The organism is Gilliamella apicola (genome assembly GCF_003202915.1).
Classification (GTDB): domain Bacteria; phylum Pseudomonadota; class Gammaproteobacteria; order Enterobacterales; family Orbaceae; genus Gilliamella; species Gilliamella apicola_Q.
The window spans coordinates 226959-249288 of record NZ_QGLP01000006.1 but is presented as its reverse complement, the minus strand read 5'-3'; the positions used below and the strand labels follow the sequence as shown (position 1 = coordinate 249288).

The window sequence follows — 22330 nt, the reverse complement described above, 5'->3', positions numbered from 1 at the left end:
TTTTTCAAAAATAGCGGCATTAGAATCGCCACTGTTATATTGTTATAATAAGCTATCTTTATTATGGGTAATAGATTAAATATGCAAACTAAAATTACAATTATCGGTGCTGGTGCTGCAGGGCTTTTTTGTGGCGGATTATTAGGGCAAAAAGGTTATGATGTGACTGTCATTGATAACGGTAAAAAATTGGGTCGCAAAATTTTAATGTCTGGCGGTGGTAAATGTAATTTTACTAACCTAAATGTTGAAGCTACCCATTATATTTCTCAAAATCGTCATTTTTGCAAGTCAGCGTTAAAGCGCTTTACTCAATGGGATTTTATTCAGCTAGTTAATCAATATCATATTGGCTACCATGAAAAAGATCATGGTCAGTTGTTTTGTGATAATTCAGCGCAAGATATTGTCGATATGCTTAGCCAAGAGTGCCAAAAAGGACAAGTTAACTTTATGTTACAAACACAACTTGAGGATGTAGTATTAGCAGAGCAGGGTTTTAAATTACACACTTCCAAAGGCTACTTGCAAACGGATCACCTAATTGTTGCAACCGGTGGGCAATCTATGCCCGCACTTGGTATGACAGCAATTGGCTATAAAATTGCTGAAAAATTTGCTATTCCAGTTGTCCCTGTAAAAGCCGGATTGGTGCCATTTACCTTACATAAACCGTTGTTAACAGTATTATCTTCGTTATCAGGAATCGCACTACCAGTTGAAGTATCTAATAAACGTATCAGTTTTAAAGAAAACCTACTATTTACTCATCGAGGATTATCTGGGCCAGCCATTTTACAAATCTCCAGTTATTGGCAAGCAGGTGAAGCAATAACGATCAATTTATTGCCTGACTTTAACTTTGAGGATGATTTTAAACCTCTGTTAGATAATAATCGCAATCAAAGTCTTAAAAATTGTTTAGCGCAGATATTACCTAAACGGTTAATTGAAGCGTTAATGCAACTAAATTTGATCGTTGATACAACGGTTAAACAGTTAACGCCTACTGAGCAACAAGCACTGTATCAGACCTTAACAACATGGAGCGTGACACCAAATGGAACTGAAGGTTATCGTACGGCAGAGGTGACCTTAGGTGGGGTAAGTTGTGATGCGTTATCCTCAAAGACGATGGCGGTAAAAAATCAGCCTAATCTCTACTTTATTGGTGAAGTTGTAGATGTGGCCGGTTGGCTTGGTGGTTATAATTTCCAATGGGCTTGGAGCAGTGCATTTGCCTGCGCCCAAGCTTTTGGTGATTAACTATCAATTACTCCCATTTGTATATTATATTTCTTCACTTTATATTGTAATGTGGTGCGCGAAACATTAAGTAATTTTGCCGCTGTAATAATTTTACCGTTGGCTTGATTTAATGCATCAACAATAAGTTGCTTTTCATAGTTTTCAACTTGTTCGGTTAGATTGCCGGTTATCTCCTTAATATTTGGCTTTTCGAGCTTAGCTTCTTCTTGTGGAGAAGGGCTTGGAAGGTCAAATAACTCGTCATCAAGAACAATTTGTTGCAATTCTCCCGGCTCATTTTGTAAAACCATACTACGGACGATAGCATTCTCTAGCATCCGTACATTCCCCGGCCAAGGTGCTGACATAAGTTGTTGTAAAGCATGTTCACTAATACCGGTGATCACTAGGTTGACATCTGTTTTATGTTTATCGATAAAGTATCGTGCCAGTACCGGGATATCTTCTTGCCTTTCTCGGAGGGCAGGTAGTTTGATTAAACCAACATTTAATCGATAAAATAGGTCACTGCGCATTTTACCGGATTTTAGCAATTCGGCCGGTGATTCATTCATCGCCGCCACAATTCGCACATCGGCATGTTGCTCTTTATTACCGCCTAATGGCCAATAAGTTTTTTCTTGTAAGAAGCGCAATAGTTTACTCTGCATTTCAAGTGGCATTGCATTAAGTTCATCAAGAAATAAAGTTCCACCATTAGCCAGTTCAAGATAACCTTGACGATTTTCAGCACCGCTAAAGGCCCCTTTGACTGTCCCAAATAAGGTACTTTCAATCAAGGTGGTTGGTAAAGCACTACAGTTGAGTGAAATAAACGCCTTATCGCGGCGATGGCTAGTTTGATGAATTAATCTGGCAAATAGCTCTTTGCCCGTACCAGTTTCACCAACAATTAATACCGGTACATCATTGCTGCCAAGAATATTGGTCTGATCGATAACTTCTTGCATTTTTTTCGAAGCAAAAATGATTTCCGGCAGTGGTTGTTCTTTATTCTGATATAATTTTCTATTCAGGCGAAAAACCTGATCTTGCAGTTGTCTTACATTAGATAAATTACGACCTATTTCAACAGCGCCGATGATCGCTTTTTCATGATTATAAAGCGGTACCGTTGTATGTTGATAATCGACTAATTTACCCACATGATTAAAGTAAGTTTGATAAGTATCTTGATACTCCTTACCATGTAAAGCTTGTAGCATAGTACTATCTTCTTTTTTCAAATTAGGGTAAACTTTAAGCATTGGTTTACCGATGGCTTGCTCCATTGAATAACCATCAAGTTCTGCGCTTTCCTGATTGTAATAAATATATTTACCTTCTTTATCAATAATAGCCATAGGCTGATGTATTAAATCAAAAAAATGTTTAAATATTTCCAATGCTTGTAGTAATTCAGGATCAATTTTCATGATACTAAAACCTTTTAATAATCGGATTATTGCTAAGTATAGCTAGCGTTGATTTAAATATCTTTCAATTATTACTAAAAAAAGTGACAAATTTTTGTCATAAAAACATATTTTTTACTAAATGACTAATATTAAATTTGTAATTATTCTGTTAATGGATTGATTATTTGTGTTTTTTTAAGTTGGCACGGTGATTGCATTGTAAGTGAGTAATTTTTTACTTACCTTTTTTTATGTACTAATTAACTGGAGGTCATATGTCCGACACAATTATGTCAAATTATAACAAATTACGTACCGATCTAATAACAAAAGATCGCCGTTTCAGTGCGCAAGACGGTAAACTTTGTTTTGACGGTGTGAATTTGGAAGAATTAGCCAAGAAATATCCAACACCTTTTTATGTATTTTCTGAAAAAGAAATTGACCGTAATATTCAGGAAATCAAAGATTCCTTTAAAGCTCATCCAAACACTAAGATTTTCTATGCGTCAAAAACTTGTTCAGTAATGGGTGTACTTAAAGCGATTAAAGATGCAGGTATCTATGCAGAAGCGAACTCAATGTTTGAAGTGCGTAAATGTTTAGAAATCGGTTTTTCAGGTAGTCAAATTGTTTTCAACGGTGTAGTTAAAAAACCAGTTGATTTAGAATTTGCCATCCAAAACGATCTTTATATCATCAATGTTGATAGCTTATATGAATTAGATATCATCGATGAAATTTCACGTCGCTTAAAGAAAGTAGCCAATGTTTGTGTGCGTGTTGAACCAAATGTTCCATCAGCAACTCACGCAGAATTAGTTACTGCTTACCACGCTAAATCAGGTATCGATTTAGAACAAGCTGAAGAAACTTGTCGTCGTATTCTTGAAATGCCTTATGTGCATTTACGTGGTTTACATATGCATGTGGGTGACCAAGTGCCAGAAGCAGAACCATTTGCTAAAGCAACCAAAGTATTAGTTGATGAATCACGCCGTTTAGAAGAAGTTTTAGGCATTAAATTTGATTTAATCAACGTAGGTGGTGGTATTCCAGTTCCTTATAAATACGATGATGAAAATGGTAATCCATTACAAGACAACATGTATGCTGGTATTACTGCACAAGATTTCGCTGATGCGGTAATTAGTGAAGTTCACAAATGGCGTACAGACGTTGAAATCTGTATCGAACCAGGTCGTAAAGTTACCGGTTCAGCAGGTGTGCTTTTAACTGAAGTTGCTTGTGAAAAGCGTAAAACTAACTACGATTTAGACGGTAACATTGAAGAACATGTTGAATGGAAATTTGTTGATGCGGGTTATAGCGTATTATCTGACAGTCAACACTTTGATTGGTTCTTCTATGTTTATGATGCGTCAAAAATTACTGAACAACATGATGAGTACATTAAATTAGCTGGTCCATTATGTGATGGTGGTGACTATTTCCATGTTGGTGTTAAAGGTGAAGAATTCTTATTACCTAAAGACACTCAAATTGGCGATATCATTGCTTTCCTTGATGCTGGTGCTTATACCATCGAAAGCCAAACAGTTTATAACAATCGTCCACGTACAGCTGTTGTTATGATCGATAAAGAAGGCAAAGACCGATTGATTCGCCGTGAAGACACTTACGAGGATATGGTTGGATACGACGTGTATTAATCATGAGCTATCTGGGGCACTTAGTGCTCCAGATATTATAATGTGAGGTTATTTTATGAGTGATTCTAAAGATTCAAGTTTACTTGGTATTAAAGACATTGTGTTTATGAATGTTATTGCCATACTAAGTTTACGTCAAATTCCTAATGTTGCTCCTTATGGAGCGTCAGCAATGGTCCTTTGGCTACTTGCTGCATTTTGTCTGTTTTTCCCATTAGCTATGGTTTGTGGTGAACTTTCTACTGGTTGGCCAAAAGATGGTGGGATATTTGTTTGGGTAAAAGAAGCGTTTGGTAAACGAGTTGGCTGGATAGTGGTCGTTTGTTTCCTATTCTCATGCGTACTTTTCTTCCCATTAATGTTGCAATTTGGCTTTACGGCAATTGGTTACATGTTTAGTCCTGAATTAGCGCAAAATCAGGTGTTTATTGGTGTTGGCTCCATGGTGGTATTCTGGATCTTAACATTAATGAATATCAAAGGGATGAAATGGACTAAAATCATTAACAGTGTTAGTGCATGGTTAGGGGTATTTATTCCTGCTGGTATTATCGTGTTATTAGCTATTGTCTGGTTAATGACTGGTCACCCAATGGCAACTGATTATAGCCATGTTAGTGATTGGATTCCGGATTTAAGCAGCTGGGATACTATTGTATTTTTATCAAGCATGATGTTCGCTTTTGCTGGACTTGAAGTTGCACCAATGATTGCTGGTCGTACTCGTGATCCACAACGTGACTTCCCTAAAGCAATGGCAGTATCTGCAATTGTTATTGTGGGTATCTATATGATCGGTACTTGGGCAATTAACACCTTATTACCTGCTGCTGATACCGATATTGTTGCCGGTGTAATGCAAGCGATGGAAGCTGCCGCTCAAGAGTTACATATGCCTTGGTTATTACCTGTAATGGCAATCTGTTTATTCTTTGGTGCATTGGGTCAAATTAACTCATGGTTAGTTGGTCCTATCTATATGTTACAAGAAGCATCAAAAGAAGATAATTTACTTGGCGAACGTATTGGTCGTTTACATCCGGTATATCAAACACCAGCATTTGCTTTAGTTATCCAAGCAATCATTGTAACGGTACTTTGTTTCTCAACATTCGTATCACCAAGTATTGCTGCTGCATATTGGATGTTAACTGCATTAACAACCATTTGTTACTTTATTCCTTATTTAGTGATGTTTATTGCTTACTATCGCTTACGTATCACTCAACCAGATGTACCACGTAGCTTTAAGATACCAGGTAAAGTATTACCAATTGTTTTACCAGGTTTAGGCTTCTTATCTACGCTATTTGCGGTGATCTTAGTGTTTATTCCACCAGCACAAATTGATATGGGTGGATATGTTGAGTACATCGCGAAAATTGTTGGTGGTGCAGTGCTTGCAATTGTGTTAGCTGAATGGATATACCATCGCGCACAAAAACGTAATCGCTTGCAACAACAATAAGATATATAGAGGAGTAATTTTATGTACAAACCTATATTGGAAATTGATTTAGGTAAATTAAAAGACAATGCTCGTGTTGAAAAAGAGCTACTGGCTAAACACGGCATTGAAGTAATGGCAGTAAATAAAGTCTTTGACGGTTGTGTGGAGACCGCCAAAGCAGTACTTGATGGCGGTATTGATGTTATCGCCGAATCAAGAACCTACAATTTGAAGAAACTTAAAGATGCTTTAAATTGTAAAACTTGTTTACTACGTAGTCCTTGCTTAAGCGAGATTAGCGAAGTAGTGAAATATGCTGATATTAGCTTGAACAGTGAAAAACAAGTTATCCAAGCACTTTCTGATGAAGCGGTCAAACAGCAAAAAGTCCATCAAGTCCTATTAATGGTGGATATGGGGGATTTGCGTGAAGGTATTTGGTTTGAACATGTCGATGATATTATCGAGACAGTCAAATTTATCCTTTCTCTACCGGGTGTTGAGCTGTATGGGCTAGGGACTAACTTTAACTGCTATGGTACGGTTCTACCAACTGTTAAAAATGGTGTGGACTTTTTACATATAGCGCGTAAAGTAGAGCAAGCTTGTAATATCAAGATCAAGTATCTATCAGCTGGTAACTGTACAAGTTATCATCTGCTTGATAAAGGGATCTGGCCAGAAGGACTTAATCACATCCGAATTGGTGGTTTACATGAGTTTGGGATTGAGTATGTAGATATGAAATATCTTGATGAATTTCATCACTCAAACAAACCTGTCGAAAAAGCTTGTAGTGACATGTATAAATTATATGCACAAATTATTGAGCTTAACAGTAAACCAACGGTTCCGGTCGGTGAGTTAGGTGTTGATGCCTTTTTGAACAGCAAAACTTTTGTTGATCATGGTACTCGCAAACGAGCACTTCTTGCTTTTGGCCGTCAAGATGTGCCAGCAGAAAGCTGTATACCGATTAATGATAACATTACGGTATTGGGTCAAACTAGCGATCATACTATTGTTGATATCGAAGATGTTTCTGAAACATTACGTGTTGGCGATATGATTGGCTTTGAACTTGATTACACAGCCCTTCTTATGGCTTGCCAAACCAACGGTGTAGAAAAACGGTTTGTTTATTAATATGTATCAGCTGCTGGGCAACCAGCAGCTATTATTGATTACTAGGCGGTTTATATGGCAACATCAGAATCTCAAGAAAGTCCTTATCCCAGTACCTTAAAGAAAAACTTAAAAAATCGTCATTTATTGATGATTTCCTTAGGTGGCTCAATTGGTACCGGATTATTTATTGGTATTGCAGCACCACTTAGCACGGTTGGACCTTTAGGGACCATTATCGCTTATCTACTTGCCGGCAGTATTATGCTGTCAACCATGCTTTGCTTAGGTGAACTTTCTTGTGCATTCCCGCATGCGGGTTCTTTTCAACATTATGCATTAATGTTTATTCCTCATCCTATCTGGAGTTATACTATTGGCTGGTTATATTGGTTAAGCTGGGTGCTGTCTATGGCGGCGGACTTAACTGCAGCTTCTATGATTGCTCATCAAGTTTTTTCCTCTATTCCTATCTACATTCTCAGTCTAATTATTCTAACTGTTATCACTTGTGTTCATTTAACTTCGGTTCGTGCTTTTGGTGAAAGTGAATACTGGTTTTCAACGATTAAAGTATTAGCTATTATTGCGTTTATTGCAGTTGGTATATATCTACTTTATCAACAATATAATCAAACGCATGAGTTACCTACCTTTAAAACCGATCAAGGTTGGTTCCCTAATGGCTTTTTATCCATCTTTGTCTGTATGACGATTGTTACCTATTCATTTCAGGGAGTCGAATTAATCGGTAGTGCTGCCGGTGAAGCGCAATCACCACAAACGGTATTACCGAAAATTATTACTGGTGTGGCGTTTCGTATCATCTTGTTTTATGTGTTAGCGATAGCCGTATTAGCACTGATTTATCCTTATGGTACAACACATGATGAAATTAGCCCATTTGTTTGGGTATTTAATAAAGCGGGAATTAACTTTGCTTCCTATGCGATGCTGTTTGTTATCTTTTGCGCGGCGATTTCGGCTGCTAATTCGGCGGTTTATGCCAGTTCACGAATGCTATGGTCGATGGCTCAGGATAACTTAGCGCCAAAATCTTTTTCAAAAGTGAATAAACGCGGCGTGCCAACCAAAGGAATATTATTTATTGCCATTATTGCCTTAGTTTCACTATTTTCGAAATATATCGCGGCTGAAAAATTATATCTCTATTTAGTGGCAAGTACCGGACAAGTTGGTTGTTTTGCGTGGATAATTATTGCTTGGTGTCAGTACCAATTTCGCAAAGGTGTGAATCAAGGTAAGTACAGTAAAGATATGATTAAATTTAAATCACCGCTATTTCCTTGGTTAGCGATGATCTCCATTACCGTTAACATTATTATTATTGTTGGCGTATGGTTTGGGGAGTCAGGGCATTTTATTTTATTATCAGAAGTGCTTTTAATTTTTGTTATCTTAGTTTCATACTACTTTTTTAAAAAACGACATTTAACTAATAAATTAAATTAATCTTATTCTTTATTTATGTAATCACCTAAACTCTCAATTAAAGGTGATTACATACTATCAGTGATAACTTTCTCTATCTTTATTTCTATCTGAAAGAGGGCTAGCCTGACTTATTTTAGGAATGCAGCAACGCCTGTAAAAACAACTTGTGCCGCAATCGCTGATATTAATAATCCGGTGAGTTTTGACAAAATGGCAATACCGGTATTTTTTAACACTTTAGCAATGCTTTTAGCACATAGTAACATGGCGTAAATACCACTTGAGGCAATCAATAACGAAAGCGCGCCAATCAGATTTTGCATAATACCAACTGAACTCGTCCCCATAACAATGATGGTACCGATGGATGCCGGCCCCATACATAGCGGTATTGCTAATGGCACGACACTAATATCATCATCATCACTATGAATTTTATTTTTTTCAGGCGAATCATTCATTAATGTCACCGCGGTAATAAACAGTAATGCTCCCGAGCCAATTCTAAATGCGTCGAGTGTAAAACCAAACACGCTGAACATCGCATTACCAAAAAAGAATAGCACAATACCAATAATAAATACCGCACACGATGTTTTAAGTGCCGTTTTACGGCGTTGTGGTTCATCATACTGCTTAGTACCACTTAAAAATGCACTTAGTACAGCTGGTGGCGTCATCAATGCAAATAACTTGGTTGTGGTGGCAAGAATCTCAACAAGATAGTTGTCCATAGTGTTACCTTTTTTATTACTAGATATTGCTTGAAATGTGTCAACGATTGTTGGCGGGAATGAACTATAATATCCATAAAAACGGTCACCATAAAGGTGACCATATTTAATTGGATATATTTTAATGTGTATATTAAATATTAACCAATTTGAATTAGTTAAGGCGCTCTTTGATACGCGCTGCTTTACCACGAAGTTCGCGTAAGTAGTAAAGTTTAGCTTGACGTACTTGACCACGACGTTTCACAGTAATTGAATCAACAATTGGTGAGTGAGTTTGGAATACTCGTTCAACACCTTCGCCATTCGAAATTTTACGTACTGTAAATGCAGAATGTAAACCACGATTACGAATTGCTACAACAACACCTTCATATGCTTGAAGACGTTTTTTGTTACCTTCAACAACCCATACTTTAACTTCTACCGTATCACCCGGGCGAAAAGACGGGATGTCTTTTTTCATTTGTTCTTGTTCTAATTGCTGAATAATTGCATTTTTCATAATTTTGTCTCTTACTAGTTATACTGAAATATTAATGGCTCTGTTCATCACGATATTCACGCTGGAATTCAGTGAGTAAACGTTGCTCTTCATCAGTCAGAGCTAGATTTTCAAGAAGATCTTCTCTTCTCAACCAAGTTCGTCCTAGTGATTGTTTTAATCGCCAACGACGAATCGCTTCATGGTGACCAGACATTAACACGTCAGGCACCGCCATTCCATCTAACACCTCAGGTCGAGTATAGTGTGGGCAATCAAGTAAGCCGTTGGCAAAAGAGTCTTCTTCTGCTGATGATTCATGATTTAATACACCCGGAATAAATCTGGCTAATGCATCAATCATTGTCATTGCCGGTAATTCACCGCCACTTAACACGTAATCCCCAATTGACCATTCTTCATCAATTTCGGTTTGGATAACGCGTTCATCTATACCTTCGTATCGACCACAAATCAAAATCAACTTTTGATATTGTGACAACTCGCAAACACCTTGTTGGTTTAATTTGCGCCCTTGTGGGGAAAGATAGATTACTTTGGTATCTTCACCTGCTACTACCTTTGCTGCATGAATTGCATCTCTAAGTGGTTGCACCATCATTAACATGCCGGGACCACCACCATAAGGCCTATCATCGACAGTCTTATGCTTATCATGTGCAAAATCGCGCGGGTTCCAATAATCTACGGTTAACAGCCCATGTTTAACAGCTCGACCAGTTACGCCATAACAGGTAATAGCTTGGAACATTTCGGGAAAAAGGCTAATTACGCCAATCCACATATTCTTACCTTACCAATTAAAAAGCGGGATCCCAATCGACCACAATCATTTTTGTTGTTAAATCAACTTGTTTAATAAATTGTTCTTCAACAAAAGGGATTAAACGTTCTGTTGCTCCAAATGCATCTTTTAGATTTGCCTTAACGACCAACACATCATTAGAACCGGTTTCCATTAAATCAGTTACCTGACCTAAGTCATAACCATTAACTGTTTTTACTCGACAGCCAATGAGATCTTTCCAATAAAAATCACCTTGATTTAATTCAGGCAATTTCTCTGCATCAACAAATACTTCAGCATTGGTTAACGCATTAGCTTGGTCGCGATCATCAACGCCTTTGAGTTTGACAATCATATCCTGATTATGCGGTTTAAAGCTCTCTACAATTACTTCTTGCCATTTACCAGCACGCTGGATATACCAAGGTTTGTAATCAAAAATACTATCTGGAAGTTCTGTAAACGAAAAAATTCTGAGCCATCCACGAATGCCGTAGCTTGAACCAAGTTTACCAACAACAATTAGATTCTCAGTTTTCATCATCACAGTTACTATTACTTAATTAAGCAGCTTTTTGTGCTTGTTTGATCAATGCATTAACACGATCAGAAACTGTTGCACCTAAACCAACCCAATGATTTACGCGATCAAGATCTAAACGTAATTCTTCTGCTTTACCTTGTGCAATTGGATTAAAAAAGCCAACGCGCTCAATAAAACGACCATCACGTGGGTTACGGCTATCAGTGACAACTACTTGATAAAAAGGGCGCTTTTTAGAGCCACCACGAGCTAAACGAATAGTTACCATAACATCCTCTTAAATTAAAAAATAATCTTTCTTTTGCCCAACATGGACAAAATCAAAGCCCCAGAATTATACTCTTTCTAGCAAAAAGTGCAATGACTGATTGAGTGTGTAGAAGCGTGGTAGTAGCGGTTATCCGCAAGTTTAACCATAAATGAACATAAATTCATCTGGTTAACCAAGCGTATTGCAGACAATTCGCTTAATTGATAATAGTTGGCTTGGTTTACTGAGATATTGCTGTCTAATAGATGGTTTATTTTTAGGACTTTTTACGTCGAAAAGCACGAATTAAGACGTCGAAAAATCCTAATGATTTGACCATTTTTTGGCTATCAACATAGACTCGTATTGCTCTTAATACTTTCTTTGGCTCTTTGGAGGCAAAAGCAAATGTTCCATCTTTTTTGGTTTGTATGGAGTATCGAGATATCCACTTACCTTTAAAAAATACCGAGGCGATAACATAATCGACTTCTTCCCAAGGAATTTGAATATATTTGCGTGGATCACGTTGATGATAGAATTCAAATGCTTTATCGCCAATCATAATGTCGCCATATTCTGAAAATCCTGAAAATGCAGTCGCTTTAACTGTTAAATCTATTTTGGTATTTAATGATTGCACCATTTAATTACTTGTTTCCATTATGCTAATTTGAGTTAGTTATTTCACCCTTTTCCCGTTATTGATGGTGAAAAGGGTGAGTAATGTTTGAGAAAAGCACAATTTTTACTTAAAAAGTGCGCTCCTCAACTTTTTTAGTTAACATTGTTGATGTTATAAAAGACCAACAAGGTGACCAATAATACCGACTAAGAATAGTCCAAGAATAATTAAAATAGGGGATACTTTTTTACGAAGTAACCACATACATAAGAAAGTTAATAGTAATGGCACCAGTCCAGGAATTAACTGATCTAAGTTATTTTGTAAGGTAGTTACTTTTTCTTGGCTAAGCGCAAGTCCACTTTGCATTTGGATCAATGCTTGGTGAATACCTTCAGCACCGGCGGGTAGTGAATTCCAATCAATAAATGCACCATTATCTAATTTTACTGTTGATACAACAGGTTGGAATTTTATCGATACCCACCTTTGTACCAAAGCTGCCAGGACAAACATCCCTAAGATAGATGCACCTTTAGTGATTTTTTGCAGTAAACCACCACCTAAATTATCGGTAATTTTCGAACCGGTACGGTAACCAAATTCTTGAGTAAGCCACATAAAGGAGCAACGAATAATATTCCAAAGTAAGAAGAATAAAATTGGTCCTAAAGGATTACCACTTAAGGCAAGTGAAGCACCTAAAGCACCAAGCATAGGACGAACCGTAAACCAGAATACTGGATCACCAACCCCTGCTAAAGGTCCCATCATCCCCACTTTAACCCCTTGAATAGCGACATCATCAACTGGCGCACCATTAGCACGTTCTTCTTCAAGGGCTAAAGTCACACCAAGCACCGGTGATGCTAAATAAGGGTGAGTATTAAAAAATTCTAAATGGCGTTTAAGCGCGGCTGAACGATCTTCTTTTGTGGTATATAATTTTTTGATAGCCGGAATCATTGAATAGGCCCAACCACCATTTTGCATACGTTCGTAGTTCCAAGAACCTTGAAGGAAAGTTGAACGCCAAGCTACCGCTAAACGGTCTTTTTTGCTTAAATGAATTTTATCTGTCATTTTCTTCTCCAAGTTCTTAGTAATCATTCAAAATATCATCAAGTGGATCGCCTTTATCACCACCATTTGATGAATTGCCACGTTCAGAAAGATTTAGATAAATCAGTGCTAAAGCAATACCTAGCGCACCTAGTGCAATCAAGGTTAATTGTGATATCGCGGCAACGACAAAACCGATAATGAAAAATGGCCAAACTTCGCGGTTTGCCATCATATTGATTACCATCGCATAACCAACAGCAACCACCATACCGCCACCAATAGCCATACCCGTTGTTAACCATTCAGGCATTGAGTTTAACGCTTCCTTAACTGCATCGGCAGGAATAAACAATAGTGCTGCTGCTGGGATTGCGATACGTAAACCTTGTAAACAAACCCCTAATATTTGCAACAATTCGATTCTACGAATATTACCTTGTTCTGCTGCGGCGTCCATTAAATGCACTAATGGCACGGCAATAGTTCGTACGATCATCGTTAAAAATAGACCAGCAACCGCAAGTGGGATAGCAATAGCGATAGCTGTCATTACCCCCGCTTCACCTTGTCCACCAAGGACTAAAATAATTGACGAAGCAACGGCAGCAAGTGCGGCATCAGGAGCAACGGCGGCACCAATATTGGCCCACCCTAGTGCTATCATCTGTAATGAGCCACCTAACATAACACCCGCTTCTAGATTTCCTGTTACAAGACCAATTAATGAACAAGCAACTAATGGTTGATGGAACTGGAATTGATCCAAAATACCTTCCATCCCCGCTAGGAACGCAACAACTATCACTAAAATGATAGCAATAATCGATAAAGTCATAATAATAACCTCTTAATTAAACTAATTTTTCTGTCCGGCTAATTCTTGTTTCGCTTTCTTTAATAATTCATCCATATTATCGCTAGAATCATTAGGTACTTTGCGAACGTCAAATTTCACATTTTTCGCTTTTAATTTTTCGAATGTATCAACATCTTCAGTGCTCATAGACAGCACTTTATTGACCATTACCTTGCCAGTAGAGTGAGCCATGGAACCAACATTTAATGTTTGAATATCAACACCACCTTCGACAGCACGAAGTACATCTTCTGGGGTTTCGAAAAGTAATAAAGCTTTAGTGTTACCAAAACGAGGATCATGCGCAACTTCGATAATTTTTTTAATTGGCACGACATTAGCTTTAACTCCTGGAGGTGCAGCTTCTTCAATCAGTTTTTTTCTTAGCTCATCTTTGGCAACTGAGTCTGAAACCACGATAATACGATTAGGGTTAGTGGTTTTAGTCCAAGCGGTTGCTACCTGTCCGTGTAACAAGCGAGAGTCGACGCGCGCTAATACAATTTTCAACTTACCATCACCTATTACGGTACCTTCAGGGATCGCACCTGACTGTTGGTTGTTTGGTGTTGGTTTAGCTGCCACTTCAACTGTTGTTCGAATACCATCTTGGGCTGATTCGATAATGGCGGCAGCCACTTCTTTGGCGGTATCCATCGATAAACGTGATGAATAAGCTTCGATCAACATGGGAAGATTCAAACCGGCAACGATAGCCCAATTGGAATTATCGCCACAAAGTGTATTAGCTTGATTAAATGGCGTTCCACCCCATAAATCAACTAAAAACAGTATTTCATTTTGGTTATCGAAAGTAGCAATTGCTGATAGCATCCTTTCTTTTAAACTTTCAGGACTATCACTTGGATGCAAAGTAACGGCTTTAACATTCTCTTGCTCTCCAAATATCATCGTCCCTGATTGTAAAATACCTTCAGCAAACTCACCATGAGTTGCCAGGATTATTCCAACCATAACGTACCTCCTAGTTTTTTATATTATAGCTAATATAAAGTTAATAAAATCAATCTACATTTTTTTATTTTAATTAACAATATGATTTATAAATTCGATCTTCATCAAAATTTAATAAAAAATTTTGCTAAATTTATTAAATAATCTTTCTTTATCATACAAGTTGTCTGATGCCAATAAAGATTATTTATAAATTAGAGAATAAATTATTAATTTATTTATTGTTTTGTTTCAATGCTGTACGGATAAAACCATTATTTTGTTCTAGTACTGTTTTCGCTTGCTGAGCTGTTAATCCGGCTAGGATCATTAAAATAGCTGTTTTACAATGTTGGTTACATTGGTTTAAGGTTGTGATAGCTGTATCACGGCTGCAATCGGTGGCTTGCATGACAATGGATATTTGCCGTTCAATTAGCTTAGCATTAGATGCTTTAACATCAACCATTAAATTACCATAAACTTTGCCGATTTTAATCATGCTAGCGGTGGTTAGCATATTAAGTACCAATTTTTGTGCCGTACCGGCTTTCATTCTTGATGAACCGGTAACGACTTCTGCTCCAACGATAGGGGTAATAGCTATATTGGCCAAATTAATCATAGGTGCATTGGCATTGCAGCATAAACTAATTACTGTTGCATCAAGTGATTTGGCATATTGCATGCCACCGATAACATAAGGTGTGCGTCCACTTGCGGCGATTCCCACTAAGATATCTTGTTCACTAAAATTAATGTTTTTTAGATCATTAACCGCTAATTCAGGTGAATCTTCTGCGTTTTCAACCGCTTTAAATATGGCCGAGTGCCCACCAGCGATTAATCCAACCACTTGTTCAGGGGCTGTTCCATAAGTAGGTGGACACTCGCTGGCATCTAAAATCCCCAAGCGCCCTGAGGTGCCGGCACCAAGGTAAATTAATCGACCTCGATTTAATAAGGCGTGACTAATTTCATCCACTGCTTTGGCTATATTGGTTAGTTGTTTTTCAACCGCGATGGCTACTTTTTTATCTTCATTATTGATAATTTGCAGAATTTCCAGTGTTGAAGCGCAATCTATGTTTTCGCTCGCACTGTTGCGATTCTCAGTAATCATTACTGATAAATTAATGTTTGGCATGTGATTTTAATCCTAACCATACAAACGCGATAATAATAGCAAATAGCATACCAAAACCGACACCAATTGTAATGACTGATAATTCACAAGCGACCGCTAATGTATAAGCACTGAGCATAACCATCATTGCACTATACTCGCTTAAGTTCTGTATCGAAATAACACTACCTGCACCGATAAGCTCTTTACCTATTTTTTGAATTAATGCATTGAGTGGGACTAAAAAATAACCGCCTAACGCACCAATAATCACTAATAATATATAAGAACTAATCATATTGCTTTGCAGCGTAAATGCGATGACCGCCAATCCCATTAATATTCCAGCAGGAATACAGCGAAGTGTATTGGATATTGACACCGTCGCACTAGCAAGTCCTGCTCCAACAACAATACCTATTGCCACAACCGCATTTAAATTAGTTGGTGTTGAATTGTCAGTAATACCTAAAACAACTGGCACCCAGCTAATTAATAAAAAACGCAAGGTAATGCCAGCTCCCCAAAATAGGCTAGTGCCGAGTAAAGTATAAAGTGCTTGTTTATTGTTGAAGATGATTTTAAAGGTTTTAGCAAAATCTTTTATCATACTCATAAACTTCCACTCAATATCTTGTCGAGCAGCAGGTAGTTTGGGAATAAAAATGTTTGCTATCACCGCTAGCCCATACATTAGCACACAAGTAAGTAACGCTAATGTAATATCTAAATCAGCAATATGGCCACCAGCAAGTGAGCCCAGCAAAATAGCAGCAATGGTAGATGCTTCAATTAAGCCATTAGCTTTAACTAGATTATCACCAGACGTCAGCTCACCTAAAATACCATATTTTGCCGGCGAGTAGCCAGCTGCTCCCACACCAACTAGGAAATAACCTAAAAATGGGTTGATATTTAGGCAGATGATGGCGGCACCTAATAATTTTACCCCATTAGAAATCATCATCGCTTTGCCTTTCGACATACTGTCGGCAAATTGCCCAACAAAAGGCGAAAGAAGGATAAATGGGATAACAAAACCGATTTGTAATGCTGATTGGCTCCATTCTGGATAATTGAGCTGTTTAATAAAAGCAAGGATTGCAAAAAAAATCGCATTATCTGCAAAAGCCGAAAAAAATTGGGCTAGCATGGTTGCAGCCATGCCAACCGTTATAAGAGGTTGTTTACTCATATCCTATCCTTGCGGCTATTGCGTTTCATCAGCCATTTTGCGTAAGGTAATAAAATCGATTTTACCTGTACCAAGTAATGGCAACTCTTTAACCAAGCGAATATCCCGAGGGATGGCTAAGGCAGGAATGCCTAAATCTTGCGCTGCTTGATTAAGCTGTTCACGAGTTAATTTAGTCGAAGTCGTAAATAGTACCAGTGCTTCACCTTTGGCTGCGTCAGCCTTTACTGTTGCACCATGCATCGCATCAGGATCGACTTTTTTAGCCAATGCTTCAACACTTTCAAGTGAGACCATTTCACCAGCAATTTTGGCGAAGCGTTTTAAGCGTCCTTTAATTGTTAAAAATTCATCTTTATCAATCGCAACGATATCGCCAGTATCATACCAACCTTTATCTGCATTACCGTTTTCATCGATGGCAACCGGAGCTTCAAGTACACCTGGTTTTTCAACGCGTAAGTAACCTTTCATCACGTTAGGCCCTTTAAGCTGTAATTCACCACCATTGGTAATGCCTGGAACAGGTATTAATCTCGATTCCATTCCCGGTAATAAACGACCAACGGTTCCTGCTTTAAATGCCATTGGCACATTAAGGGCAACAACTGGTGCACACTCGGTTACGCCATAACCTTCTAAAATTCGGATACCGTATTTATCTTTCCACTGCTCACGCACTGCATCAGACAGTTTTTCAGCACCGGCAACCACATAGCGTAAGCGCATAAAATCATAAGGGTGAGCATAGCGGGCATAGTTGGCTAAAAAAGTTGGTGTGCCAAACAACACGGTACAGTTTTGGTCATAAATGATTTCAGGCACCATACGATAATGTAATGGGTTCGGATATAAAAAAGTTCGACTGCCGGAAAATAACGGTAAAAATAAACCAGCCGTAATACCAAAGGCATGAAAAAGTGGTAATGCGGACATAAAACGGTCAGCAGGTGTTGGGTCGATAACGGTTCGAATTTGTTCGACATTTGCCAATAAACTACCATGACTATGCACAACGCCTTTTGGATTGCCTTCCGATCCTGAAGTGAATAACACTAAAGCTTCATCTTCACTTGATTGTGGACGTTTAACTAACCGAGGAATATATTGATGCACTGCGACGTATAGTTTATCAAAAAAGTTCAAACTGCCACGCAAATCCTCAAGGAAGTACCAATTGACATCCTTAATTTCTTCTAATAGATAATCAAGTTTACCTTTTTGAATAAATTTACGTGAAGTTATGATCGTTTTAATTTCTGCTGCTGTAACTGCACAAGTTACCCCTTTTGTCCCCGCAGTATAGTTAAGCATAGCGGGAATACGATTTTTAACCGATAAACCGAAAATAGTCGCAACTGTGATCGTTGCATTTGGTAGCAATAAGCCAACCCGCTCTTTTGGTTTGGTAATTTTAGCAATAATGCAACTAACGCCAATGATCTGCTTAAGTAGGTTCCGATAGGAGGCCTCATGAGAGGTTGGATCTTGAACCATTCGCGATTTTACCCCATAGCGAACTTGGGCTTCGAGCAAAGCTTCAAAAAGAGTCAGCTTTGGTCGACTTGCCATTCTGGCATTCATCATAATTTGATGTAATTTTTCACCAGCAATATATCTTCGTTCACTTGCTTTTGGTGAATCAGGCATTGGAATTGATTTTGGATCCAGCACATGGATAGTAATTTTCGGAAATAGTCGACGTTTAAATAAGCCTTTTAATCGGCTAGTTAAGGTAAATTCGGCACCTTCTATCCAAACCGGTACAATGGTCGCCTGAGAGCGCGCAGCAACAAATGCTGCGCCATCATAAATTTTCATTAATGATCCGGTTATGGTAATTCGACCTTCCGGAAAAATAACAATAGGTCGTCCTTTTTCAATTTCACGGACTAACTTTTTAATCGCCATTGGACTTAATGGATCCATTGGCACAAAATCAACATAACGTTTGGCGAAACGTACTAACCAGTGATTAATATAACCTGCATAGATAGCAAATACTGGTTTTACCGGTAAAAATACGCCAATTAAAACGCCGTCTAGAAAGGAAACATGATTAGGAGTGATAAGTAATCTGTCTTGTTTTAAATTATTAAGATCTCCATGAATCTTAACATGAAATAAAATCTTTAAAAAAAATTTTAATATTTTAAATAACATCTGATTTCTCAATTTCCGTGCAATATTGCACAATGTAATAATAGTGAAAATAAATTAAATATACAAGAAAGCAAAATTCATTTCATTCATATCATTAATAAACAATAAGTTGTATTTTAAATTTTGCTGTAAAAGATTAAATAATAGACATCAGATAACAAAAAAGTAAAATAAATGTTAAATAACAGTAAGGAATAAAAATGCTAATTTTAACTGCCCATGATATTCAACAATTCTATAGCATGCAAGATGCCATCGCCGCCGATAAGCAAGCACTAAAAATTTATACTCAAGGTAATAGTGAAGTCCCTCTACGTATCAACTTTGATATGCAAAAAGGACAATGTCTATTTATGCCTGCCCATATTAAAGAAAACGATGTTGTTGGATTAAAAATTGTCTCGGTTTTTCCTGATAATCCCAAATTGGGAAAACCATCGGTTCCGGCGCAAGTATTTATGATTGATCCTCAAACGGGCGAAGTTTGTGCGATATTAGATGGCACATTTGTTACCCAATTGCGAACCGGTGCGGTACAAGGTGCTGCAACGGATTTATTAGCCAAAAAAGAGGCTAAACGAGCAGTATTAATTGGTACTGGTGGTCAGGCTGCTTCCCAATTAGAAGCGATGTTAACTGTGCGTCAATTAACCGATGTGGCGATCTATGGGCTTGATACTAGTAAAGGCAAGGCGTTTGTCGAAGAGATGAAAAAACGCTTCGCCCATTTTTCTGTTAACCTCTATTTTTCTCATAATTTGGATGAAGATATTCACCAAGCCGATATTATTACCTCGGTCACCACATCAAAAGTTGTTACCTTTAATGGCAATCTGGTTAAGCCGGGAACCCATATCAATGGTGTAGGAGCTTACACGCCAGAAATGCATGAAATTCCAAGTAATATTGTTAAAAACGCTGATATTCGCGTGCTTGATACTAAAGATGGCGTATTTGCTGAAGCGGGTGATATTATCGATCCAATTAATCAACAGTTAGTCACACAACAAGATTTTTATGAGTTGGGTGATTTAGTTAGCGATCCACAAAAATGTCGGCAAAATGATCAGCAAATCACTTTATTTAAAACGGTAGGAACGGCTGTTTTAGATGTCTATGTTGGTTATGATATTTATCAGAAAGCCAAACAAAAGGGCTTTGGAACGAATATCTAATTTTTCCGTCAAAAACCCCCCTTACCTAAAAAGTAGCGGAAAGGGGGGCATCAAAATTCTTCTAATCTAAATCAATATTTATTAGGTTATTTATACCTTAAAAATTGTTATTTTTTCTCATTATTTCAAAGTGAAAATCTGCAAGAGTATTTACAAAAGTTAACAATTAAAATGATTAAAATAAGTTGCGTAGTTTTTTCAACACATTATAATTCTACTCTTATTGAATTGATTATTAAATAATCGGTTAAGTTAAGATAAATTCAAATAAAACAAAATATTAATTGACAGGAATGTCGGAATGCATTATAATTTTCAACACCCAACACCCAACACCCAATCTGCCCAACTTTAGATCTCAATTCATCTAATTTTAACCCTCGAGGTTTAGTCTTTCAGGTTAATTTTTATTGTCATAAAATCATAAGTTCTTTACTAAGCTATTTTGGTCGCTCCTTTAAAGGGTGGCCGATCTTTTTAGTGATATTATCTATTTTGCTGATGCAGGCTATCAATCCCTGTCAAGCTTTAACGTCGGTAACTAGCAATTTTATTTATGGTCATGCGCCGTATTTAACCTTAGATGGTGGTCATACTCGAGTAATGGATACTGATGGTTTGCTTGGGATAAGCTTATCCAATGGAACTCGATTCACGCCGGCAACAAATAATTCAACGCAATCAAATCCAATCGAATTACCTAATTTAGGTGAAACGTTAGCTAATGTTGAGATGTTTATCCCCATTAATACTAATTCAATCGAGTTAAATTTACTTATTGGCGCACCTTACTTTTATTGGGGGGACGATGATGGTGACGGTCAAGGTAGTGATGGTGTTTCGGCCAATGGTAGCTTAAGTTTAACCATCGTTGATAATAATAACCAAGCGGTCGCCCGTAACGCAAGATTGGATATATGTAACGCGCCCTATAAATTGACATTGAATAGTTCTGGAGGTGCTTTAACTACCCGTTATGGGTTTCCAAAAAGTTCAAATTTTAATGCAAGTACTGCCACTTATTATATTAATCCTAAGGCTTTACCAAAGGTTTGCTTTGTTAAACCTAATCTAAAATATGGTAAAAATAATGAACCAGATTCGTGGGCTCACGGTGTCGATTTTCGAGGCCCTATTAGCATGTGGAATGAAAATAAGGGCTTTATTCCTCAGTCTAGTAATTCACCTTTTTATTATTTAAACTTTCCGTCTACGGGGGCTGACCATTTATATTTTGATTTAGAGATAGCTGGTAGTGGTTCTTTAAAGTGGGAACCGGTTGAGCATAATGGTATTACAGCTACGATTGATGCAAACTCTACTGGTAACCGTGTTAAAGTTACACTAACAGGCCCTGTTGCATCGAAACAACAATGGAATTCAGATAGGCCCAATGAAATAGCAAATGAAATAAAAATACTTAGACCTAATTTACCGCAAACATTTGAGTTGGTTGGTAAAGATGACAATGGTAATGCTATTATCAAGTATGGATTTAAATTAAAGCAGTGGTTTGTCAACCGTGGAAATAAAGAGGGAAAGTACTATAACTATATTGATACAGAAAAATGGTGTGAAAATATAAATTACCGTTTGCCGATGGTAAAGGATTTAACTAACGCATCTTGTCAAGGTATAAATTCAGGCCATTGGTGTGAAGGTGCAAATGTTGGTGCTATTTATCCGTCACCTAATAATTATTACCAACGTAGAATTGATGCAGGATTCTTTTCTGAGTGGGGTGATATGTATTACTATTCTGATGCTAGCTTTGGCTTTTATGGTCGAGATGGCTACTGGACAAGTGATCATCACCCAACAGATGGCGATCCGTACATCGTTCATTCGTCTCATGGTCATATCGGTTGGGGTCGGCCAGACTATGAAGGAAGAGGGCTTTGCGTGGTGCCTTAGCTTTTATTTTTAGTAGAGCAATTAAAATAGAAAATAACAATTCGTTATTGATTCGTTACTTTTTCTTT

19 protein-coding genes and 2 pseudogenes are annotated in these 22330 nt (G+C 37.6%); 7 read left to right on the top strand and 14 right to left on the bottom strand.

Annotated elements, in window-relative coordinates; genetic code table 11:
* Positions 1-81: 81 nt before the first annotated feature.
* On the top strand, positions 82-1266 hold the full coding sequence (locus DKK79_RS11810; protein ID WP_110424276.1) for an NAD(P)/FAD-dependent oxidoreductase: 1185 nt from the start codon (positions 82-84) through the stop codon (positions 1264-1266).
* On the opposite strand, the gene DKK79_RS11805 is transcribed toward DKK79_RS11810, so the two are convergent.
* A complete protein-coding gene (locus DKK79_RS11805) occupies positions 1263-2687 on the bottom strand; it encodes a sigma-54 interaction domain-containing protein (protein ID WP_110424257.1) in 1425 nt (474 codons plus the stop codon). The genes DKK79_RS11810 and DKK79_RS11805 overlap by 4 nt on opposite strands.
* 254 nt (positions 2688-2941) lie before the next feature.
* Here DKK79_RS11805 and lysA point away from each other — a divergent pair, with 254 nt between their 5' ends.
* Genes lysA through DKK79_RS11785 form a run of 4 tightly spaced genes read left to right on the top strand, consistent with a single transcriptional unit; the run spans position 2942 to position 8387 of the window.
* Positions 2942-4339 carry a diaminopimelate decarboxylase gene (gene lysA / locus DKK79_RS11800; protein ID WP_110424256.1) on the top strand — a complete coding sequence of 466 codons (1398 nt, stop codon included), beginning with the start codon at positions 2942-2944 and terminating at the stop codon, positions 4337-4339.
* A gap of 55 nt (positions 4340-4394) precedes the next feature.
* Positions 4395-5807 (top strand): APC family permease, encoded by a 1413-nt coding sequence (locus DKK79_RS11795; protein WP_110424255.1) that lies wholly within the window; start codon positions 4395-4397, stop codon positions 5805-5807.
* A gap of 21 nt (positions 5808-5828) precedes the next feature.
* A complete protein-coding gene (locus DKK79_RS11790) occupies positions 5829-6935 on the top strand; it encodes an alanine/ornithine racemase family PLP-dependent enzyme (protein WP_110424254.1) in 1107 nt (368 codons plus the stop codon).
* Positions 6936-6989: 54 nt separating this feature from the next.
* A complete protein-coding gene (locus tag DKK79_RS11785) occupies positions 6990-8387 on the top strand; it encodes an amino acid permease (protein ID WP_220019257.1) in 1398 nt (465 codons plus the stop codon).
* Between the two features lie 110 nt (positions 8388-8497).
* On the opposite strand, the gene DKK79_RS11780 is transcribed toward DKK79_RS11785, so the two are convergent.
* The 13 genes and pseudogenes from DKK79_RS11780 to aas all read right to left on the bottom strand — a co-directional run bounded on the left by DKK79_RS11780 (position 8498) and on the right by aas (position 19173).
* The gene (locus tag DKK79_RS11780; RefSeq protein WP_065577645.1) at positions 8498-9103 is read right to left on the bottom strand and encodes a MarC family protein; all 606 of its coding nucleotides are present in this window, start codon (positions 9101-9103) and stop codon (positions 8498-8500) included.
* A gap of 154 nt (positions 9104-9257) precedes the next feature.
* Complete coding sequence (rplS, locus tag DKK79_RS11775; protein ID WP_025314641.1) at positions 9258-9608, bottom strand: 50S ribosomal protein L19; 351 nt, start codon at positions 9606-9608, stop codon at positions 9258-9260.
* A 31-nt stretch (positions 9609-9639) separates the two neighbouring features.
* Positions 9640-10392: a tRNA (guanosine(37)-N1)-methyltransferase TrmD gene (trmD, locus tag DKK79_RS11770; RefSeq protein ID WP_110424253.1), complete on the bottom strand. Its 753-nt coding sequence runs from the start codon at positions 10390-10392 to the stop codon at positions 9640-9642.
* A gap of 16 nt (positions 10393-10408) precedes the next feature.
* Positions 10409-10939: a ribosome maturation factor RimM gene (gene rimM / locus DKK79_RS11765; RefSeq protein WP_110424252.1), complete on the bottom strand. Its 531-nt coding sequence runs from the start codon at positions 10937-10939 to the stop codon at positions 10409-10411.
* A 19-nt stretch (positions 10940-10958) separates the two neighbouring features.
* On the bottom strand, positions 10959-11207 hold the full coding sequence (gene rpsP, locus DKK79_RS11760; RefSeq protein WP_034900786.1) for a 30S ribosomal protein S16: 249 nt from the start codon (positions 11205-11207) through the stop codon (positions 10959-10961).
* Positions 11208-11466: 259 nt separating this feature from the next.
* Complete coding sequence (locus tag DKK79_RS11755; protein ID WP_110424251.1) at positions 11467-11835, bottom strand: DUF956 family protein; 369 nt, start codon at positions 11833-11835, stop codon at positions 11467-11469.
* A 150-nt stretch (positions 11836-11985) separates the two neighbouring features.
* Positions 11986-12897 (bottom strand): PTS system mannose/fructose/sorbose family transporter subunit IID, encoded by a 912-nt coding sequence (locus DKK79_RS11750; RefSeq protein ID WP_110424250.1) that lies wholly within the window; start codon positions 12895-12897, stop codon positions 11986-11988.
* Between the two features lie 16 nt (positions 12898-12913).
* Positions 12914-13714 carry a PTS mannose/fructose/sorbose transporter subunit IIC gene (locus tag DKK79_RS11745; protein WP_110424249.1) on the bottom strand — a complete coding sequence of 267 codons (801 nt, stop codon included), beginning with the start codon at positions 13712-13714 and terminating at the stop codon, positions 12914-12916.
* A 21-nt stretch (positions 13715-13735) separates the two neighbouring features.
* A pseudogene (locus DKK79_RS15000) lies at positions 13736-14293 on the bottom strand (PTS system mannose/fructose/N-acetylgalactosamine-transporter subunit IIB); the annotation flags it as partial.
* A 44-nt stretch (positions 14294-14337) separates the two neighbouring features.
* Positions 14338-14710 (bottom strand): annotated as a pseudogene (locus tag DKK79_RS14995) (PTS sugar transporter subunit IIA); the annotation flags it as partial.
* A 214-nt stretch (positions 14711-14924) separates the two neighbouring features.
* Positions 14925-15836, bottom strand: coding sequence for an N-acetylmuramic acid 6-phosphate etherase (gene murQ, locus DKK79_RS11735; RefSeq protein ID WP_110424247.1), 912 nt, complete (start codon positions 15834-15836; stop codon positions 14925-14927).
* Complete coding sequence (lplT, locus tag DKK79_RS11730) at positions 15823-17010, bottom strand: lysophospholipid transporter LplT (protein ID WP_110424246.1); 1188 nt, start codon at positions 17008-17010, stop codon at positions 15823-15825. The genes murQ and lplT overlap by 14 nt, the downstream gene beginning before the upstream one ends.
* A 15-nt stretch (positions 17011-17025) precedes the next feature.
* Positions 17026-19173, bottom strand: coding sequence for a bifunctional acyl-ACP--phospholipid O-acyltransferase/long-chain-fatty-acid--ACP ligase (aas, locus tag DKK79_RS11725; RefSeq protein WP_110424245.1), 2148 nt, complete (start codon positions 19171-19173; stop codon positions 17026-17028).
* 200 nt (positions 19174-19373) lie between these two features.
* Here aas and DKK79_RS11720 point away from each other — a divergent pair, with 200 nt between their 5' ends.
* Positions 19374-20348, top strand: coding sequence for an ornithine cyclodeaminase family protein (locus tag DKK79_RS11720; RefSeq protein WP_110424244.1), 975 nt, complete (start codon positions 19374-19376; stop codon positions 20346-20348).
* Between the two features lie 480 nt (positions 20349-20828).
* Positions 20829-22262: a hypothetical protein gene (locus tag DKK79_RS11715; RefSeq protein WP_146212028.1), complete on the top strand. Its 1434-nt coding sequence runs from the start codon at positions 20829-20831 to the stop codon at positions 22260-22262.
* Positions 22263-22330 lie beyond the last annotated feature (68 nt).

Bases quoted from the DNA above. Each gene is read 5' to 3' on its own strand.
- DKK79_RS11810 (WP_110424276.1), top strand. From the start codon at position 82: ATGCAAACTAAAATTACAATTATCGGTGCTGGTGCTGCAGGGCTTTTT.
- lysA (WP_110424256.1), top strand. From the start codon at position 2,942: ATGTCCGACACAATTATGTCAAATTATAACAAATTACGTACCGATCTA.
- DKK79_RS11795 (WP_110424255.1), top strand. From the start codon at position 4,395: ATGAGTGATTCTAAAGATTCAAGTTTACTTGGTATTAAAGACATTGTG.
- DKK79_RS11790 (WP_110424254.1), top strand. From the start codon at position 5,829: ATGTACAAACCTATATTGGAAATTGATTTAGGTAAATTAAAAGACAAT.
- DKK79_RS11785 (WP_220019257.1), top strand. From the start codon at position 6,990: ATGGCAACATCAGAATCTCAAGAAAGTCCTTATCCCAGTACCTTAAAG.
- DKK79_RS11780 (WP_065577645.1), bottom strand. From the start codon at position 9,103: ATGGACAACTATCTTGTTGAGATTCTTGCCACCACAACCAAGTTATTT.
- rplS (WP_025314641.1), bottom strand. From the start codon at position 9,608: ATGAAAAATGCAATTATTCAGCAATTAGAACAAGAACAAATGAAAAAA.
- trmD (WP_110424253.1), bottom strand. From the start codon at position 10,392: ATGTGGATTGGCGTAATTAGCCTTTTTCCCGAAATGTTCCAAGCTATT.
- rimM (WP_110424252.1), bottom strand. From the start codon at position 10,939: ATGATGAAAACTGAGAATCTAATTGTTGTTGGTAAACTTGGTTCAAGC.
- rpsP (WP_034900786.1), bottom strand. From the start codon at position 11,207: ATGGTAACTATTCGTTTAGCTCGTGGTGGCTCTAAAAAGCGCCCTTTT.
- DKK79_RS11755 (WP_110424251.1), bottom strand. From the start codon at position 11,835: ATGGTGCAATCATTAAATACCAAAATAGATTTAACAGTTAAAGCGACT.
- DKK79_RS11750 (WP_110424250.1), bottom strand. From the start codon at position 12,897: ATGACAGATAAAATTCATTTAAGCAAAAAAGACCGTTTAGCGGTAGCT.
- DKK79_RS11745 (WP_110424249.1), bottom strand. From the start codon at position 13,714: ATGACTTTATCGATTATTGCTATCATTTTAGTGATAGTTGTTGCGTTC.
- murQ (WP_110424247.1), bottom strand. From the start codon at position 15,836: ATGCCAAACATTAATTTATCAGTAATGATTACTGAGAATCGCAACAGT.
- lplT (WP_110424246.1), bottom strand. From the start codon at position 17,010: ATGAGTAAACAACCTCTTATAACGGTTGGCATGGCTGCAACCATGCTA.
- aas (WP_110424245.1), bottom strand. From the start codon at position 19,173: ATGTTATTTAAAATATTAAAATTTTTTTTAAAGATTTTATTTCATGTT.
- DKK79_RS11720 (WP_110424244.1), top strand. From the start codon at position 19,374: ATGCTAATTTTAACTGCCCATGATATTCAACAATTCTATAGCATGCAA.